Below are 18,714 nucleotides of genomic sequence, written 5' to 3' on the forward strand. Positions count from 1 at the left end.
CCCGCGATGTGAAAACGGCTACCCTTGGCGGGAAGCGGAAGGCGCGCGTTTCGCAGGCCTTTGGCGCGGCGCGGGGTCAATAAAGGCGCCAGGTTCGTTGAGGCTGCTTTCGTTCAGCCGCCGGGCAATCGCTTCCGCGCCGGCATCGGTTCCGGCGCGGGAATAAAGGTTGCCGCGCACCTGGATCGACGCGGCAAGCAGGCGGAACATTGCGACACTAAGTTCAGGCTCCGGCGCCTGGGGCGCCTGCCAGAAACCGTCGAGTGGCTGCTGGTCGGTCAGACCGGCAATATCGAAGACGGCAGTGCCGAGCACCTTGACCGGCCGCCCCTGCTTCAGGGCGTGCAATCCGGCCGTCGAATTCACCGTGACCATGCCGGCGCTCGCCTCGCCAAGCGTATCGAGATTTCCGCCGTCCAGGTAGACGACGCGCCCGCTCAGGCCAAGCGCCGCTGCTCGCTGCTCGATGAAGCTGCGCCACGGGATCAGGTCGTTGTCGAGCGGATGCACCTTGAAGACCAGGCGTGCATTCGGCGCGGCAAAGGCGCCGAACGAGGTCAGGACGTCAGCGATTGCATCCTTCTGGCTGTGGAAGGGCGAATGCGCCCTGAGCTGAAAGTCGGTTTCGAGCTGAAGCGGATAGACGAAGTAGGGGGCATCGTCCGAAAGGAGCTTCGTAACGGTCGCCACCGCTTCCGCGCTGCGCCGTTTTTCGGATAGCAGCCGGCGCACCCAGCCGGCGTATTCGGCGAGCGGATGGAAAATCCCGTGACGGCGGTAGTGCGGAAACAGGAACCAGAAAAAGACGTTCGGCAGATTGTAGAGCAGATCGTAGCTTGCATCGGCGAGGAACGTCTGGCTGTAGCGCTTGCGCCAGTCCGGCTCCGGCAGGTTTGACGCTGCCGAAAGGATCTGACCGGCGTCGTTCGGAAAATGGGAGTTCGACGACATGCCGTTGCGCTCGAGCGTCAGCCAGTCCGGCCGCAGATAGCCCATTTCGACAATCGCGACACTGACGCCGGCGTGCCGGGCGACGGCGGTGGCCGCCCTGTGGTAGGGCCGCTCTTCGCCGAGAAACAGCATATCCGTGACGCCGTGGGCCGCGATGAATGCCTCGAGATAGCCGGGCCAGGCGGCCGCCGTGCCGCGATAGTTGAAGCCGCCCTTGCGGCGCCAGAAGATCTGGTCGCCGACGTTCAGATTGATCCTCAGGCAGCGGTGGCCGAGGGCTTCGAGCCGGTCGGCGATCTTGCGGAAGATCGGCGAGGAGGGGCCCTGCAGGAACAGGAAGACCCGCTGTCTCGGCCGTGCGGCCCCACCGGCCGATGTCGTCGAAGAGTTCTCCATCCGCAGACCACCGCTAGCGCAGCGTATCCTTTCTCAGGTTCGCGTGGTTGAGAAGCGCCTCGATCAGGTTCCAGGCCTCGACGCTGCTCGGTTCGGCCGGCTTATGGGACGACCGCTTCGCCTTGGCGAGCGGCACGATCAGATAGTCGGTGCGCGGATCCGGGAAGGGGTCGGCGAAGGATTTGAGCAGCGGTGCGTGATCGCCGTAGAAGACGAGCCAGACCGGACGGTCGAGCTTGTCGAGGTGTTCGCTCAATGTGTTGAGCGCCGCATCGGACTGCTCGAGGATGGCCAGATAGATGTCGACGGGATTGGTGAGGTCGCCGACGCGGCCCGGCTCCCATGGACCGTGATTGGCCATGGATGCGACGAAGATGAAGCCGCTTTCGTCTTCGGGCAGCTTCTCGCTTGCGTCGATCACCTTCGCCGCGAGCTTCTCGTCGGAGACGTAGGGTCCGTCTCGCTCTGGGCGATGGTCGAAACCGTCGAGCATCGTCAGCTTGGAGAAGCCGAGCTGCGGCATCGCCTTGTGCCTGAGGAAGAAGGTCCGGTCATAAGGATGGATGAAGTGGGTATTCCAGCCGGCACGCTTCAACTTTCCGGGCCAGACGACGTCGGCATAGTGCGATGCGCGCAGATAGGGATAGCTGGCGTCGACATGAATATCGTCGGGCACCAGGCCGCTGATCACGGCGAATTCGGTGCGCAGCGTATAGCCGCCTTCGAACACGCTGCTGAGCCGGCCCCACTGAACCGCCTCGCGCCGCAGCCGGTCGAGCGTCGGCAGTTTCAGCGTATCGACGCCGAAGTGCCGCATGTCGATGAAGGATTCCGATTGCCAGACGACGATCAGCGGCGAGCCGTCGTCACCGATCAGATCCTGCACGGCGGCCCGGACGATCTTGGAGAGATCCGCGACGATCTTTTCGCGACGCACACCGAGCCAGATGATGAAACGGAAGACGACCGAGCCGAAGGTACCGAAGCGCACCGTGTTCATCTTGACGTCGAGGACCTTGAGCAGCCGCTGTACCAGCGCGGCCGTCGGGCGGTTCACCGGGCCGTAGAAGAGCAGGAGCCAGGGACCATAGGCGATGCCGAGCATCACGAGGATCCAGAAGGCATTGCCCCGGTCCGGCAGAATCGCCGGCTCGAAATACATGTAAAGGCCGGAAACGCCAAAGACGTAGAGGAAGGCGACGGTCCAGAAGACGACGTTCAGTGAGCTCGCATAGAAGATTGTCTTGTACTTGAACACGTCGACGACCAGCGCGATGTCGGAAAAGATCAGCGGTTCACGGATGAACTTGAACTTGGCGCGGGAAATGCCGGTGAAGATGATGAAGAAGCTCATCGTGCCCGCCGCCGCATAGAGCGGACGCCAGGATCCGGCGAAGAAACCGGCAAAGACCAGAGCGATGACAGGCAGGCGGGCAAGCACGTCGATCACGTCCTGCGTGCGTCCGAAAGGCGAAGGATTGGCGCGCCGCTCCCGCTTCGGCAGAGCGAAACGGTCGGTGAAGAAGATCACCGCGCAGGACAGCAGATAACAACTAAGCGTCAGTGTTATCGGATAGTCGTGCAGCTGAAAGGGAAGCAACGCCAAGCGGAAACCTTCATGTCTTCATGCCGGCCGATGCCGCTTTATGCGGCACAGCGTCCGCCCGACACTTAGATCTTATCGATGCTAGGTACAAGCACCGTCAGGTCCGGTGCTCGGACACTCCACGATTATGCGTCGCCGTGTTGCCGCACCGCACAATCGCCCGGTCGAACCACCAGTTGAGCAGGGGACGAACGGCGGGAGCGAAGCGTCCAAGTAGAAACAATGTCGTGCCGAAATAGACTTCGAACCGGCCGCGGTCTGTTCCCTTGACGATCCGCTTGGCCACCGCTTCGGCCGGCCAGGGCCGGACCGTGCCCATGATCCTGGCGGCTTCCGGCGGGCGAGCCGCCAGCTCGCGCTGAAACTGCGGCGTTTCCGTATCCGGCGGAAAACAGACGGAAACACTGACGCCGTGCGGACGGGCTTCTGAACGCAGCGCCTGGGCGAAGCCGTGCACGGCGAACTTGGAGGCGCAATAGGCCGAATAACCATAGATGCCGAGTAGCCCTGCGCCGGACGAGATCATCATGATCCGGCCCCGACGGCGCCGCTTCATGCTGTCATAGACCGCCCGGACCGCATGCACCGTGCCGGAGAAGTTGGTGTCCATCTGCTGCCGGAACGAAGCGCTGTCGAGCTCCTCGAACCGGCCGGGTTCGACAATGCCGGCCGATGCTACCAGGATATCGCAGGGGCCGAAGGCCTGTTCGCACCGACGGATGGCCGCTTCGACATCGTTTTCCACCGCGACGTCGGCGGCCTCGATCCGGATGCTGTCGGCGTTCGCCCCACTGGATGCGATAAGTTTTGCCTGCGCGCCTTCCAGGAGGCCACGGGAGCGGGCAATCAGCGAGAGGCGCGCCCCGCGCGCCGCGTAGATCGATGCGACCGCAAATCCGATACCGCTCGAGCCACCGGTAATGATCACATGCGCCATGCTGGTATTCCGCTCCAGAGTTCGGGAGAGTGCGAAGCGGCTCTGCTTCCGCGACCACCTGACCCGGCAGCAAATGCGATCGGGTCAGCGCGCCGAGAGCGCTTTCATCATCTGGTCGATGTCGATGCCGCCAAGGCCGAAGTTGCGTTCGGTAAGGTCGGCCAGACGCTCGGCCGTGAGTGTTACCGTGCGCCGGATCTGCTCTTCCGTGTGGTCGCTGGTGATGAAGAAGCGCAGCCGAGCCAGGCCTTCCGGGACCGCCGGGTGGATGATCGGCAGCGCATTGACCCCTTCGGCAAGCAGGTCGTTCGACAGCTGCACCGCACGCAGGGAATCACCAACCAGAACCGGAACCACGGAAAATCCGCTGCTGAGGCCGGTGTCGAGCCCCGCTTCCTTGGCAAGCTTGAGGAAGAGCGCGCCGTTGCGGCGCAGCGCCGCCGTGCGCGTCGGCTCCCGTTCCAGCACCTCCAGGCTTGTGGTTGCCGCGGCCGCCAGCACCGGCGCAAGGCCGACGCTGTAGACGAAGCCGCCGGCCGATGCCTTCAGCACCTCGACCAGCGCTTCGCTGCCGGCGATGTAGCCGCCGCAGCTCGACGTGGTCTTGGAGAGCGTGCCCATCCAGATGTCGATCTCGCGGGGATCGACGCCGAAATGCTCTGCAAGCCCGCGGCCGGTCTTGCCGAGAACGCCGAGCGAATGCGCTTCGTCGACCATCAGCCAGAAGCCGTATTCGGCCCGGAGCTTCAGAAGCGCCGGCAGGTCGGCGACATCGCCGTCCATCGAGTAGATGCCCTCGACGATGACCATGATGCGGCGATAGTCGCCGGCGACGGTGCGTAGCACGTGTTCGAGGTCGGCGACGTCATTGTGCTTGAACAGGCGTCGAGTCGCGCCCGAGAGCTTGACGCCGGCAAGGGCGCTGTTGTGGATGAACTCGTCGTGGACGACGAGGTCCTTCGGTCCCATCAGGCAGCTGATGGCGGCGACATTGGTGAGATAGCCGCTGACGAAGCAGACGGCGGCATCGACGCCATAGAAGCCGGCGATCTTCTCTTCCAGCGCCACATGCACCGGGCGCTCGCCGGCGACGAGGCGGCTCGCCGAGGCGGAAATGCCGAAGGTGCCGATGGTATCGCGTGCCCGCGCAAGCACCTCCGCATGGCGATTGAGGCCAAGGTAGTCATAGGAGGCGAAGTTGATCAGCTTCCGGCCGTCGATGACGGTGGTCGCGCCCGCCGCCGTCTGGTGCGCACGATAGAATGGATTGGCGATGCCGAGCTGCTCGCTTGCGAACTTCTGGGTCATCACCTGCTTGTATTCCGGCAGGTCTTCGAAACGGGCCTGCTGCCGGCGCGCCGGCGGCGGCATCTCCCGCTCCGAGCGCGCCATGCGGTTGCGCTCGGAGGATTGATGCGTGTTTCTCATCCGGTCCAGCAGGTTCTCTTTGAGGCTGCTGGTCATCTTGGATGCGCCTGGACCGTTTCCGTTCGTGCTCATTGGCCTTGTGCTTTTTCCTTCGCCGTTCCGACGTGCCGCTGCGCAAGTTCGCTGACAATCTTGTCGTCGGCGGGCTCGGCATCGTCGCTCTGGTCGCGCTTGCTCACCTTCTCATAGAGCTTGCGGGCGACATCGCCAACCGTCGTGTTGTCGGCGACGCCGCTGAGCGGCATGTCGAAGCCGGTGTTCTGCTGGAAGCTCATGCCGAGTTCGACGGCCATGAGGCTGTCGAGCCCGATTTCCTTCAGAACCTTGCTGCGCGTGACCGTATCCTTCGATACGCGCAGGATTGCGGCGATTTCGCCGGCGACGAGGTCGAAGAGAATGTCTTCGGCTTCCTGTGGCGACTTGCCCTCGATCATCGCGACGAGGTCCATCTTGGTGCCTTCGCCGCCCGTCGCATGCTGGTCGGCGCTGCGCAGGATGACTTCGAAGAGCGCGTTCTTGGCGACAGGCAGATTGCGTGCCGCCGACCAGTCGATCTCCGAGATCATCACGGTTGCCGCATCGACGGTGCCTGGATCGAAGGCCAGGTGGCTCTCGACCATGTCGAGTGCCGTCTGCGCCTTCAGCGCGGTCTTGCCGATGCGCTTGGCGAGGATGTCGTTCACATCCGTGTTCTGGACCAGATAGCCCCTGTCGGCGATGGCGCCGAACCCGACGGCGAGACCCGCAAGGCCGCGTGCGCGACGGGCGCGGGCGAGACCTTCGAGATAGCCGTTGGCCGCGACGTAATTCGCCTGTCCGGGGTTGCCGACGAGTGTCGTCGCCGACGAGAACAGGATGAAGTTGTCGATCTTGTCGTTGCTGGTCAGTTGATCGAGAACCGCGGCACCCTTGGCCTTGGTGTCGATGACCGGCCGGTTTCGCTCGCGGTTGAGGTTGCTGATCAGCGCGTCGTCGAGCACCATTGCGGCATGGACGATCGAGCGCAGCGGTGCCACTGCGCGCAACGTCTTGAGCAGGCGCTCCGTCGCTGCCGGATCGGTGACGTCGCAGGCATGAACCGTGGCGGATACGCCAGCCTTCGTCCAAGCTTCGATCATTGCCGTCGTTTCGGCGTCCGCCAGGCCGCGGCGTGAGCAGAGCGCGACCTTCGTCGCACCCTTTTCGACGAGCCAGTTGGCGGCAGCCAGGCCGAAACCGCCGATGCCGCCGACGACGAGATGCATGCCGTTCGGATCGACCTTCATGCCGCCATGCGGACGCTTGGCAACGCGGTGCGTGCCGGCGACCGGAGGAAGCACGACGATCTTGCCGATATGCCCGGCATTCTGCATCAGTCGGAAGGCGTTGCCGATCTCGTCGAAGTCGAAGGCGCGATAGGGAAGCGGCGTCAGCTTGCCGTCTTCGAACAGTGCTCCGATCTCGGTGAAGATCCGCTTGGTCAGCTTCGGCTGATTGACCAGCAACTGGTCGGCGTCGATGCCGAAATAGCTGACATTGCGGCGGAACGGCCGAAGGCCGATCTTGCTGTCGGCGTAATAGTCGCGCTTGCCAAGTTCAAGGAAGCGGCCAAAGGGCTTCACCAGCGCCAGGCTCTGCTCCATGGCCTCGGCGAACAGCGAGTTGAGCACGAGATCGACGCCTTCACCGCCCGTCACGGCGCGAACGTCGTTGACGAAATCGAGCGAACGGGAATCGAAGACGTGATCGGCACCCAGCATCGACAGGAAGCGACGCTTCTCGCGCGATCCTGCCGTGGCGATGACCTTGGCGCCCTTCAGCTTTGCGACCTGCAGCGCGGCAAGGCCGACGCCGCCGGCGGCGCCATGGATGAGGATCGTTTCGTCAGGCTGGATCCGGCCAAGCTCGACCATCGCATAATAGGCAGTCAGGAACGCGACCGGAACCGTCGCCGCGGCGACGGGGCTGACCGATTGCGGCAACCTGGCGACGCCGGCGCGCGAAACGACCGCGTGGGTCGAGAAGGCGGAGGATGCAATCGCCATGACGGCATCGCCCACGGCGAGGTCATCGACGCCGTCGCCGACCGCGACCACGTGGCCGGAAAGCTCCATGCCGATCGTCGCGCCTGCGAAGCCGTCTTCGAGCGCCTCTTCCGGCAGAAGGCCCATCGCCCACATTACGTCGCGGAAGTTGAGGCCGGTGGCTGCGACCGCGACGACGACTTCACCCGGGCCTGCCGAGGGGATGTCGCTTTCTTCCCAGACGATGCTGCCGACCTGAGAGCTGACGCGCTGGCGGATGGTTGCAGCCTTGAAGTCAGCCGTTGCCGCGTGCGCATTGTCGACTGGGCCAGGCACGGCGCGGATCTCCGAAAGCGCAGCGCCAGCCTCGCCTTCGAGCAGCCATTCGCGGTTTACTCCCATCGCGCCAAGCAGCGGCAATGCCGCAGCCATCTCAGCATCCGTCGTCGGTGAACCGTCGATGTCGAGCGAGTGGACGTCGAGGAACTCGTATTCGTTCTGAAGCACGCGTGCGAAAGCCCAGAGGCCGGCATTGACGCCGTCGCTTGCGACCGCCGCGCCGACCGTCCGGCTGGCGATCGGTGCGCCGCCCGGCGCGACAAGCACGAGACGGGGCCGTTTGTCGTCCGCTGGCTCCGTACCGCCGATATGCTGGCGCAATGCTTCGGCAAACGTGCCGAGCGCGAGGATCTGTGTTTGTAGAGAGGCGGAATCGTCGGTGCGCGACGCGGCCGCCGGCAAGGCAAGGAAGACTGCCCGAAGCGGTTGGCCCCCCAGCGTCTCGAGGGCTGGCAGGAGCGCGGCCTTGTCCGCAGCCGCGTCGCCGGTCAGGCTGACGCGAATGGCTGAACCAGAGGGCTCGCGCTGTTCGTGCCCCGCGATCTCCAGCAGCAGGTGGGGGACGGATGCCGGCACCGCCGCGTCTGCGGCAGCAGTTGCTGCGCCACGTGCTTCGAGCAGGATGACGTTGCCGCTTGCACATTCGCGGTCGGCAATGTCGGTGTCCCGCAGGTCGAGATCGTCGAGGCATTTCTGCCAGTGCGGCGCCGCCGCGAGGTTGCCGATCGGAAACTCCGCCGTCTGGCTGCGCGCGAACCAGCCCTCGGACAGGCCAAGCGCGAAGTCGTTGAACAGCGATGGCGCGCTGACCGCGGCAATCAGCCCACCCGTAGGGCGCAGTGCCGTGCGCAACGCTGTGCGAACCGCCACATCGTCCTCGATCAGGCCGTAGAACCCGTCGGACGCGCTGACAGCAAGATCGAAGGCCGCAAGCGTCGCGAGTTCGCCCTTCTTGAGGATGTGTACATGGGCGTCGTTTTCGAAGGCTAGCTCAAGGCCGCGCTGGGCGTTATCGCGAGCTTCGAACACGGTGAGGCTTGCACCATGCTTTTCGGCAAGAGTGGCCAGACGCTTAGTGAAACCGGCGGATACGCTGCCGAGTTCGACGATGCGCAGGCGCGCTCCGGCGGACTGTGCCGATAGGGCCGTTTCGAGAGCCTCCAGCACGAAGGCCATGCGCTGGCGGCTTGCCTCCGAATGAACCGCCTGATGGTCGATCGTGGCGTCGCTGATGAAGCTCGATCCCGAGGCCGCTTCGTCGCCCGCATGCAAGGCGTCGATGCGGGCAAGGGCTTCCGCATAGGCGTTATTGATCAGCACGGCCTCGACGGCGCGGTCAGGCCGTTCGCCGTAAAGCTCGCTCAGAATTTCAGGCACGCTCGGCAGGTTGAATTCCTGCGCGACGGTCCACACACCATCCTTGTGCTCACAGAGCCCGGCATCTTCGAGCACGTAGAGGCAGCTCGTCAGAAAACACTGGAAGGCGAAATCGCCAGGCAGATTGCCGCCCTGGATCGTGGAACGCCCCTTACCGAGCTTGAGGGCGATCTCCTGGCAGGCGCGGTAGATCGCGGCATTGAAGAGCAGCGTCGCATTGTCGACACCAGCCTCGCCGGGGGCCGGCATTGCGATCGATACCGGCACAAGGCTGTTGCGCAGAAGGCCTGGCAGGGCGACTTCCGATTGTACTGCCTCGTAGTGAAAGGACAGCGCATCGAGCGTCTTGTGCTTGCGCAGATAGGTGCGGCGGAAACGGCAATCCTCGAAATGCGCGATCGGCTCGCCCGACTGGCCGAAGAAGTGGAACTTCGCCTTGATCGAATTGGTGCTGACGCGTTCAATTTCGATCATCGCGCGCGCGATCGGCAGGCCGCCATTGACGACACGAACCGAACCGAAGCGGACGGGAATATAGGGTGCGCCACTCTTGTCGCCGGTGAATCGGTCGAAGAGCGCGACCAGCCCGTGGAAGGTCGCATCGACCGAGATCGGGTTCAGGGCATAGCTGACCAGCGGGTGTCCGGTGGCTTCGGCCGTCTTCAGCTCGACATCGACCAGGCGGTCGCCATAGGCAACCGCTTTTGCGAGCAGCTGGAAGCGAGGACCGTAGTCGAGGCCGAATTGCCGCGCCGTCTCATAGGCGCGACCCGGTGCCACCGTCGCCGTCTTGGCGAGGCCTGCGAGCGACGGATAGGCGCGGTCCCCGGCCGGCAGCGGCTTGCGGCAGCGGGCAACCGCGTGCACGGCCCAGTCGTCTTCCGACAGCCGTTCACGCGAGCGGATTTCGAGGTCGCCGGTCTCTGGCGAAAGGACGGTCGACAGCTCCATGATTTTTGTGTCGCTGAGTTCCAGCGGCCGGACGATTTCGAGATTGGTGATCTCGACTTCTTCGCTGCCATAGAACTGCTGTGCCGCAGCAACGGCGATCTCGATGAAGCCGCTGCCCGGCAGGATCGCCTTGCCGTCCACCACGTGTTCGGCAAGATCCGGGAAGAGATGGGCGTCGATATGGTTTTTCCAGCTGCCGCTGTTCGGATCGCTGCGCCAGCCGGTCAGGCGGTATGGTCTGGCAATCCGGCCGAACAGGTCGGTGGCATCAGTTGTTGCCGCTGGGCGCAGTTCGACGGGCTCGAAGGGCAGGCTTGGCAGGGCGATCGATGCATTGCGCTTGCCGAATACCCGGGTCGTATCCACGACGGCGCCGTGCGCAACGGCACGTGCCATCGCGGCCGAGATCGGATCCTGGCCGCTTTCGGCGACGTCCCTGAGCAGCGTGGGCACCACCATGCCGGGGGCTGCTGCCTGCTTGATCGTCTCCTTGACGTAGGACGACAGGATCGGGCGCGGCGAAATCTCGATGAACAGGCGGCAGCCCATTTCGATCGCGGCTTCCGCAGCCGCCTGGAAGCGGACCGGCTCGCGAACGTTCTTCCACCAGTATTCCGGATCGAGCTGCGTGCCCTCGAGCGCGGCACCCGTGACCGTCGAAAGATAGGCGAGTTCGGTGCGGCGCGGTGCGATATCGGGGATGTCCGAGAGGAAGGCATCCTTCGCCCGATCGATGATCGGATGATGGAACGGATAGTTGATGTCGAGGATCTGGACCGGGATCTTCGCCTTGCGGGCGGCATCGCGGAAGGCCGAGATCTGGTCGGCCGGGCCCGAGATCGTCACGGAATTATGGGCGTTGACCGCAGCAACGCAGAGTTCGTCAAGGCCGCGAGCCTCGGCAAAGGCGCGAGCAGCCTCTTCACCGAGCATGACGGCCGCCATCGTGCCGTGGCCGGCAAGCAGGTCCTGATGCAGCGAACGTTTCGCAACGATCGAAACGGCATCGACGAGCGACAGCGCGCCAGCGGCATAGGCCGCGGCGATTTCGCCGACGGAGTGACCGAAGACGGCGACCGGCTTGATGCCCATGGCAACCAGCGAATCCGACAGGGCGGCCTGCACCGCAAACAGCAGCGGCTGGGCGATCTTCGTGTCGGCAAGCTTCTTGTCGAGATCAGGATCGGTCAGGAGATCGGTGAGCGCGATGTCCGAATGGAACTTGAACAGCGCGCTGACCGAGGTGAAACACTGGCGGAAATGCAGGTTTTCGCGGAAGGCTTCCACACCCATGCCCGCCCATTGCGAGCCGTTGCCGGAGAACACGAACGCGACCTTGGCGTCGCGAACGACGGCCTCGCCTACCTCACCGATATCCGAGCCGGGCTTTTCCAGGTGGCTGGCGATCGCACGGACGATATCTTCGGGCTGGTCGCTGCGAGCGGCAAACCGATGGCGCATATGGGTGCGGTTGGCACCCGATGCGGCGATCATCGCACGGGCTTCACCCTTGGAAGCATGCGCGAAAGCGGTCTTGTAATCCTTGAGAAGGGCTTCCAGGCTCGACTGCGTATGAGCGCTTGCGAGGAACACATGTCCCGAAGACGACGGGTTTGCGGCCTTTTCATCGGCGGCCGGTTCAGGATCGCTGATAACGACGTGCGCATTGGCGCCGCCGAAACCGAACGAGTTGATGCCGGCAAGACGCGCGCGTTTGCCGCGCAGAAGCTCGATCGGGTTTGCCGTGACACGGACGTTCAGGCCGTCGAAATCGATATGCTCGTTCGGCGTGTCGAAGTGCAGCGAAGCCGGCAGGTAGTTGTTCTCAAGCGCCATCATGGCCTTCAGCATGCCGAAGAGGCCAGAGGCGGGTTCCGTATGGCCAATGTTCGACTTGATCGAGCCGATCGGCACAGGCGCCCGGCGCTTGGCACCGATGACCGTTCCGATCGACCAGACTTCCGCCGGGTCGCCGACCTTGGTGCCGGTACCGTGGCCTTCGACGAAGGCCACCTGATTGGCGTCGATGCCGTTTCCTTCGTAGATCGCTCTCAGCAGGTTGGCCTGGGCTTCGCGCGACGGCAGCGAAATGCCGTTGGTGCGGCCGGCCGAATTCACGCCGGTCGCGACGATGCGCGCATAGCTGCGGTCTTTCTCGCGGCGCGCCCGGTCGGAACGGCGCAGCACGAAGACCACGCCGCCTTCGGCGCGCACGTAGCCGGCGCCGTCGTTGTCATAGGCGCGGCAGAGGCCTTCCGGCGACAGCATGCGTGCCTGGGCGAAGCCGACGAAGGGCAGGGGGTGGGCAAGGATGTTGACGCCGCCGACGATCGCCGTGTCGATCTCCCCGGCGTTGAGCGCCCGCATCGCCTGGTCGAGGGCGACCAGCGAGGAGGAACAGGCGGTGTCGACCGTCATGCTCGGGCCGCTGAGGCCGAAGATGTGCGAGATGCGGTTGGAGACGATCGACAGGGTGTTGCCGGTCATGAAGTACGGGCCAGCCGCGGCCGGATCCTCGACCGTCAGATTCGCATGGTCGAGGCTCGATGCGCCGATATAGACACCGACGTTTTCGCCGTGCAGCGACGTCGCCGAGATGTTGGCGTCTTCAAGCGCCCGCCAGGCGAGCTGGAGCAGCACGCGCTGCTGCGGGTCCATATACATGGCCTCGCGCTGCGACATGCCGAAGACGGCCGGATCGAAATCATAGAGTTGATCCAGCACGCCGGCCGCGAAGGAATAGGTCTTCCCCTGCGTGCCCATGACGGGATGCCAGAATCGCGCCACGTCCCAGCGATCCGATGGAATGCTGGTGACGGTGCACTTGCCCTGACGTAGAAGTTTGAACAACGCCGAGGGCGATTCTGCTCCAGGGGCGAGGCATGCACGCCCAATAATCTCAACAGCCATGTATGATCGAACGCTCTAAAATGCCGTTAAAGTTGCACCTGCGATTGCGCGGCGGAAGTTGAATTGCAATCGCCAATCGTCATGCTTGCGGGCTATCCCCAGCTATATTCGTTCCGCCTCATTAGTCAGCTTTTAACTTAAAGTCCCTAGCTTTCAACCCCAAAGACTGAAGATATACACGCTGTCAACGCCAGTCCAAGTCGGATTGGGCGACAAACCACGCTCAAGGTATCGAAGGTATGACCAGAAAGACGCGGGCTCAAATAAATTGCCCGTCTTGGTCTTGAGGTGACTTGTTGTGGGACGGCGATTGTGCTTTTCAGAGACCGGCGAAATTCCCTGCCGGGGGATGATGCGGCGCGGAACCATGAGCAAAATCATGGCTGTGCCGAATGTGGAGTGTCGTAGTTGAAACGAGTCAGTGCCCTTCTGCTTTGTTCCGCCCTCGTCGGGTGCCAGGCTGTGCCTGGTGAAGGGCCGCTGGCCGGAGCGATCGTCAAGGACGCCGGCCAGTCAGGCGCCGAGATCGGCCGCCAGAATGCAACGGTTTTCGACATCGTCGATGTGGACGGACGCTCCGCGCGTCTCGTTTCCGACTATGTCTCCTCGACGCTTAATCGCCGTTTCGGCATTGGCGGCGGTGTTGGCCGCGTCGTCATCGGCGTTGGCGACCAGCTTAAGGTCTCGATCTTCGAAGCCGGCAGCGACGGCTTGTTCTCGACGCAGGACTCCAAGCAGACGAGCATCGATCTCGTCGTTCAGCCGGATGGCAAGGCTGCCATCCCCTATGTCGGCCCGGTCAAGTTTGCCGGCCTGACACTGGAGCAGGCGCGCCAGGAAATTCTGGAAGCGCTGAAGCAGAAGGCCGTAGAGCCCGACGTCATCGTCACGAGCATGAGCACCGCATCGCGCAACGTTACGGTTTCGGGTGCCGTCGGCAAATCGTCGGTGGTGCCGCTGAGTCTCGTCGACGAAACGATCAATGAGGTCATCGCCAAGGCCGGTGGCCCGGTCGCGCAGCCATATGAAACCTTCGTCACATTGGTGCGCGGCAAGAAGACCGGAACGGTTCTCCTCAAGTCGATCATCGAGAACCCGTCGGAAAATATCCACGTCAAGCCGGGCGACCAGATCTTCGTGACGCGCGATCCGCGCCGCTTCACGATCCTCGGTGCGGTCAAGGCCAACCAGCGCGTCGAATTCGGCGCCAACGATCTCAATCTGCTCGAGGCGATGGGCCTTGCCGGCGGTGGCTCGGACTACACGCTCGACATGAAGGGCTATTTCATCTTCCGTTACGAAGAGCCTGATGTGGTCATGAGCCTGCTCGGTCAGCAGCGTTTCAACGAAATGCTGCGTAAGGGCATGAAGACCGACAGCGTGGGGCGCTACCCGATCGTCTACCGCTTTGACATGAGCAAGCCGGACAGCCTGATTGTCGGCCAGACCTTCCCGGTCAAGAACCGCGACGTCATCTATGCCTCGCGTCACCCGTCGGTCGATTTCTCGAAGTTCCTGAACTTCGTCGCCCAGCCGGTCGGCATCGCCAATTCCGGCTTCTCGATCGCAGATAACATCAACAATCTCGGAAACTGATCGTTTTCGATCGCATTTGTTCGAGGGCGTCGGCCATGGCCGACGCCCTTTTTGCTTATCTGCCCTTCCGATCTCGGAAGCCTGCGGAACTGGCTTGTCGTCGCTCAAATTCTGTGATTGATCTTGGACTTAAATCGATTTTGGTGATCGATAAGCAGTTGATCGTCCAGAGGTGAATGATGGCGGATAAAGCGTTGATCGTCGTGGATGTGCAGAACGATTTCTGCCCGGGCGGAGCGCTTGGTGTTGCGGGCGGCGACGAGATCGTGCCGATGATTAACGGGCTGATCGGCCGCTTCGAGCATGTGGTTCTGACCCAGGATTGGCATCCCTCCGGCCACTCCAGCTTTGCCTCCAGCCATCCCGGCAAAAATCCCTTCGAAATGATCGCCATGCCCTATGGCGCGCAAACGCTCTGGCCGGATCATTGCGTGCAGGGCAGCGCCGGTGCCGATTTCCATCCGGCGCTCGAATGGACCCGCGCTGAACTTTTGATCCGCAAGGGTTTCCGCGCGCAAATCGACAGCTATTCCGCCTTCTTTGAAAACGACCGCCGGACGCCGACCGGCCTTTCCGGCTATCTCAGGGACCGCGGCATCAAAAAGGTGACGCTCTGCGGGCTCGCGACCGATTTCTGCGTCGCCTTCTCCGCGCTCGACGCGGTGGCGCAGGGGTTCTCGACCACGGTCGTTCTCGAAGCCTGTCGGGGCATCGACCTCAACGGCTCGCTTCATGCCATGGTGACGCGTATGCGTGATGCCGGTGTCGAGCTGAACTAACCGAGATGATCTAGCCTCGCCCAAGAGGAAGGAGCAATTTCACCGATGACGAAGACCGATATCGCCAGGCGCGTCTACAATCATGCCTGGAAACTCGACCCGATCGTACGCAGCCTGCTGGACACGGATTTTTACAAGCTCCTGATGCTGCAGATGATCTGGCAGCTCTATCCGGATGTCGATGCGACCTTCTCGCTGATCAACCGCACGAAGACGGTGCGGCTCGCCGACGAGATCGATGAGCAGGAACTGCGCGAGCAACTCGATCACGCGCGCGAACTGCGTTTCTCCAAGAAGGAAATGATCTGGCTTGCGGGTAATACCTTCTATGGCCGCAAGCAGATCTTCTCGCCGGAGTTTCTCGCCTGGCTCGCCAAGTTCCGCCTGCCGGATTATGAGCTGAAACGCAGCGACGGCCAGTTCGAGCTGACCTTCCGCGGCCGCTGGGCAGAGACCACCATGTGGGAGATCCCGGCGCTGGCGATCATCAACGAGCTGCGCTCGCGCTCGGCGATGAAGGGCCTCGGTCCCTTTACCCTCGATGTGCTCTATGCCCGCGCCAAGGCCAAGATGTGGTCCAAAGTCGAGCGGCTGCGGCAGTACCCTAACCTCAGGATCTCCGATTTTGGCACGCGCCGCCGCCACAGCTTCCTTTGGCAGCGCTGGTGCGTCGAGGCGTTGAAGGAAGGGATTGGCAGTTCGTTCTCCGGGACCAGCAATGTCTTGCTCGCCATGGACAACGATCTGGAGGCGCTTGGTACCAACGCACACGAATTGCCGATGGTGGCCGCGGCCCTTGCCCGCAACGACAAGGAACTGGCCGCCGCCCCCTACAAGGTGCTGCAGGACTGGAACCAACTCTATGGCGGCAATCTCCTGATCGTGCTGCCCGATGCCTTCGGCACAGCGGCGTTCCTGCGTGACGCGCCGAAATGGGTGGCGGACTGGACGGGCTTTCGGCCGGACAGCGCGCCGCCGATCGAAGGTGGCGAAAAAATCGTCGCCTGGTGGAAGAAGATGGGACGGGATCCCCGGGAAAAGCTGTTGATCTTCTCCGATGGTCTCGACGTCGACACGATCATCGAGACGTACCGCCACTTCGAGGGGCGCGTGCGCATGAGCTTCGGCTGGGGCACCAACCTCACCAATGATTTTGCCGGTTGCGCGCCGACGGAAATCAGCGGCCTCAGTCCGATCTCGATCGTCTGCAAGGTCAGCGAGGCCGATGGCCGGCCGGCGGTAAAACTCTCCGACAATCCGCGCAAGGCGACCGGTGACCCGGCCGAGGTCGAGCGCTACCTCAAGTTCTTCGGCTCGCAGGATTTCGTGGAGCAGGCGGTCAAGGTCTAACCGCCAAGTAACGCCAAGTACGAAACGAGCGCATCAAAAAAAGAAACCGGCAGGAGCCGGTTTCAAAAGGGGATCAAAGATGTTGCGATTGTCCATCATCGCAATATCAAATCTGGCAGTGGAATCTTAAGGTTGCGTTAATATGCCAACCTGCCGTTGCATTTTGCTTCTCTAGAATACGAACATGTAGAGAAGGATGATGACGATGAGCGGCACGCCCATAAGCCAGAGAACGATACCTTTCATTGAGAAGCCTCCGCGTTGCTGCCTTTGAAACGTTAACGCAGCATCGGGAAATACGTTCCGCGTGTCAGCGAGGGAGGCTCTCGTTTCGGTTTATCGCCAGCAGCCTCGCTTCGCCCTTGTTCAAGAAGTAGGCCTTGTCGAAAAGCCGGAGATCGACGGGGTTCGGCATCCGGATATCGTCCAGGTCCGGAAGTGGTTTCACGGCGGCTTCGAAGGATCGATCGATCTGCGAGATGAAGATGATGATCAGCCCGCGTTGCCGCGCGAATGCCCTCAATTTGCGCACCTGATCGCCAAGTGCGGGATTGTCACGTCGCTGATCGAGAAGCTGGAGGTAATCGACGACCACCAGCGTGCCGGGATCGGCCTTGGACAGCTTGCCGACGATATGGTCGGCGCTGATCGTGTCGGAGCAATCGATCTCGAACAGCGGGGCAAACCGGCCATGGTCGGCCCTGATGGCCGCAAAACGCTCGATGACGTCCGTCACGGTATATTCCAGTGTGAAGAAGTAGGCGCGATGGCCGGCCCTCATCGCCTCTACGGCAAGCTCGAGGCTCTTCAGCGTCTTGCCCTGGCCGGGGCGTGCGGCGAGGACCACGAGATCTCCGGGAGCGAGCCGGGCAAGCATACTCGCCGCGGTGCCGGCAGTCGCTTGTCGTGCCGCAAGCAGGCTCCAAGTGGAGTAGCCCTCCTGAACGGCAATGCGATCAAGCGCTTCATGGAGCGGGATGGCTTCTTCACGGCACAGGCGTTTCGCCCTGCGTTTCAAATGGTAGATCGGTGCAGTCAGTTTCATCGGCAACCTCCTGGTACGAGCGATCGTCGCAGTCCCTCCTTGTGCGCATTGCCCCAACAGTCGGTTCGATGATGAGAGTGCCCGGTATGAAATCTACTTTCCCAATCGGAGGGGGGAGGCGTGGGCGCGCCCGAATCGCAGCATAACGCAGATGGCAGCAGGCGAAAATTGCATCCGATGAGAAATTCTGCGGCCTGGGGCGCGTCTTTCGCGGGCGCCGTAGATCCTGCTCGTTTGGGGCGATAGGACAGGCGAAAACATTCGCAGACCGCAAAAGCACGCGGTGCTACGAGCGAGTATCAATTTGATTTCTTTAAGAGAAAACTGGTGCTGCTAGAGAGATTTGAACTCTCGGCCTCTCCCTTACCAAGGGAGTGCTCTACCCCTGAGCTATAGCAGCATCTGGCGGCCGGTTCGTGTGTCAGCCGCATCAAGCGAGGGGGCTATTGCCATAGCTCAGCGGCGAGTGCAAGCCGCAATTCGAAGTTTTTCGCGAAGAGCTGTGAGAAAAGTCACCGGTGCTTCCGAAGACCCTGGTTTTGCGCTATGGCATGGGCATGCAAACAGACGACGAAGAAGGCGGCAAAGCCGTGCCTCCGCCTGACGAACGGCAGGCGGATGGCAAGGTGCGCCAGAAAAAGATAAAGGATACGACCGAGGCGGACCTGAAAAAGGCGCGTCTTGCCAGGACCTTGCGCGACAACCTCATGCGCCGCAAGCAGCAGATGCGGGCGCGCCGATCTGGCGCTGCCGATGACGTCAGCGGTCTTCCTGCCGCAAAAACGGACGAATCCCAAGATTAGTACGGGCAGGAAGCGGCATCGCCGCTTCGTTCTCAATTTGCCGGTGGCATCTCCATCGGCGTTCGATTGCACAGGTCCGTTAAATCGGGACCGATCGCGGGGGAAAACTGTGCAGCGACCTAAATGTTACAGCGCCAGGCGTCCGAAGGGATGCGCGGCGTTCAAGGCACTTCTAATTTCGCGGCGTCTCCACTAAAGAGGCGCCTTCAGACAACATCGGATTATTTTGGAAAGGCGGGCCAA

Annotated in this window: 10 protein-coding genes and 1 tRNA gene; 4 read left to right on the plus strand and 7 right to left on the minus strand. The window is 62.5% G+C overall.

From position 1 onward, the window contains the following. Positions 1–18: 18 nt before the first annotated feature. From AC3WVQ_RS01135 to AC3WVQ_RS01155, 5 genes are all read right to left on the minus strand, one after another. Positions 19–1,347: a capsule polysaccharide biogenesis protein gene (locus AC3WVQ_RS01135; RefSeq protein ID WP_090294994.1), complete on the minus strand. Its 1,329-nt coding sequence runs from the start codon at positions 1,345–1,347 to the stop codon at positions 19–21. Positions 1,348–1,360: 13 nt separating this feature from the next. Continuing rightward, positions 1,361–2,953 carry an LTA synthase family protein gene (locus tag AC3WVQ_RS01140; RefSeq protein ID WP_110818527.1) on the minus strand — a complete coding sequence of 531 codons (1,593 nt, stop codon included), beginning with the start codon at positions 2,951–2,953 and terminating at the stop codon, positions 1,361–1,363. Positions 2,954–3,050: 97 nt separating this feature from the next. Continuing rightward, positions 3,051–3,890, minus strand: coding sequence for an SDR family oxidoreductase (locus AC3WVQ_RS01145; RefSeq protein WP_090294991.1), 840 nt, complete (start codon positions 3,888–3,890; stop codon positions 3,051–3,053). 84 nt (positions 3,891–3,974) lie between these two features. Continuing rightward, positions 3,975–5,390 (minus strand): aminotransferase class I/II-fold pyridoxal phosphate-dependent enzyme, encoded by a 1,416-nt coding sequence (locus AC3WVQ_RS01150; protein ID WP_060522318.1) that lies wholly within the window; start codon positions 5,388–5,390, stop codon positions 3,975–3,977. Further along, a complete protein-coding gene (locus tag AC3WVQ_RS01155; RefSeq protein ID WP_110818526.1) occupies positions 5,387–12,898 on the minus strand; it encodes a type I polyketide synthase in 7,512 nt (2,503 codons plus the stop codon). Before AC3WVQ_RS01155 ends, AC3WVQ_RS01150 begins: the two co-directional genes overlap by 4 nt. A 408-nt stretch (positions 12,899–13,306) precedes the next feature. On the opposite strand from AC3WVQ_RS01155, the gene AC3WVQ_RS01160 reads away from it, so the two are divergent. The 3 genes from AC3WVQ_RS01160 to pncB all read left to right on the plus strand — a co-directional run bounded on the left by AC3WVQ_RS01160 (position 13,307) and on the right by pncB (position 16,623). After that, positions 13,307–14,494, plus strand: coding sequence for a polysaccharide biosynthesis/export family protein (locus tag AC3WVQ_RS01160; RefSeq protein WP_034797015.1), 1,188 nt, complete (start codon positions 13,307–13,309; stop codon positions 14,492–14,494). 179 nt (positions 14,495–14,673) lie between these two features. Further along, on the plus strand, positions 14,674–15,273 hold the full coding sequence (gene pncA / locus AC3WVQ_RS01165; RefSeq protein ID WP_110818592.1) for a bifunctional nicotinamidase/pyrazinamidase: 600 nt from the start codon (positions 14,674–14,676) through the stop codon (positions 15,271–15,273). A 45-nt stretch (positions 15,274–15,318) separates the two neighbouring features. Beyond that, positions 15,319–16,623, plus strand: a complete 1,305-nt coding sequence (gene pncB, locus AC3WVQ_RS01170) for a nicotinate phosphoribosyltransferase (RefSeq protein ID WP_034797014.1) — start codon at positions 15,319–15,321, stop codon at positions 16,621–16,623. Positions 16,624–16,933: 310 nt separating this feature from the next. Here the strand turns inward: pncB and AC3WVQ_RS01175 are convergent, their stop codons facing one another. Together AC3WVQ_RS01175 and AC3WVQ_RS01180 are read right to left on the minus strand one after the other, a co-directional pair. Further along, positions 16,934–17,668, minus strand: coding sequence for a DNA helicase (locus tag AC3WVQ_RS01175; RefSeq protein WP_090294988.1), 735 nt, complete (start codon positions 17,666–17,668; stop codon positions 16,934–16,936). Positions 17,669–17,993: 325 nt separating this feature from the next. Next, positions 17,994–18,068, minus strand: a tRNA-Thr gene (locus AC3WVQ_RS01180). A gap of 151 nt (positions 18,069–18,219) precedes the next feature. Here AC3WVQ_RS01180 and AC3WVQ_RS01185 point away from each other — a divergent pair. Further along, positions 18,220–18,471, plus strand: a complete 252-nt coding sequence (locus tag AC3WVQ_RS01185) for a hypothetical protein (protein WP_371589643.1) — start codon at positions 18,220–18,222, stop codon at positions 18,469–18,471. Positions 18,472–18,714: the final 243 nt, after the last annotated feature.

The sequence above is a fragment of the Ensifer sp. EB106-05-01-XG146 genome (genome assembly GCF_058791875.1).

Excerpts from the sequence above, each read along its gene's own strand:
- AC3WVQ_RS01135 (WP_090294994.1), bottom strand. The coding sequence starts at position 1,347 with ATGGAGAACTCTTCGACGACATCGGCCGGTGGGGCCGCACGGCCGAGA.
- AC3WVQ_RS01145 (WP_090294991.1), bottom strand. The coding sequence starts at position 3,890 with ATGGCGCATGTGATCATTACCGGTGGCTCGAGCGGTATCGGATTTGCG.
- AC3WVQ_RS01150 (WP_060522318.1), bottom strand. The coding sequence starts at position 5,390 with ATGAGCACGAACGGAAACGGTCCAGGCGCATCCAAGATGACCAGCAGC.
- AC3WVQ_RS01155 (WP_110818526.1), bottom strand. The coding sequence starts at position 12,898 with ATGGCTGTTGAGATTATTGGGCGTGCATGCCTCGCCCCTGGAGCAGAA.
- pncA (WP_110818592.1), top strand. The coding sequence starts at position 14,674 with ATGGCGGATAAAGCGTTGATCGTCGTGGATGTGCAGAACGATTTCTGC.
- pncB (WP_034797014.1), top strand. The coding sequence starts at position 15,319 with ATGACGAAGACCGATATCGCCAGGCGCGTCTACAATCATGCCTGGAAA.
- AC3WVQ_RS01175 (WP_090294988.1), bottom strand. The coding sequence starts at position 17,668 with ATGAAACTGACTGCACCGATCTACCATTTGAAACGCAGGGCGAAACGC.
- AC3WVQ_RS01185 (WP_371589643.1), top strand. The coding sequence starts at position 18,220 with ATGGGCATGCAAACAGACGACGAAGAAGGCGGCAAAGCCGTGCCTCCG.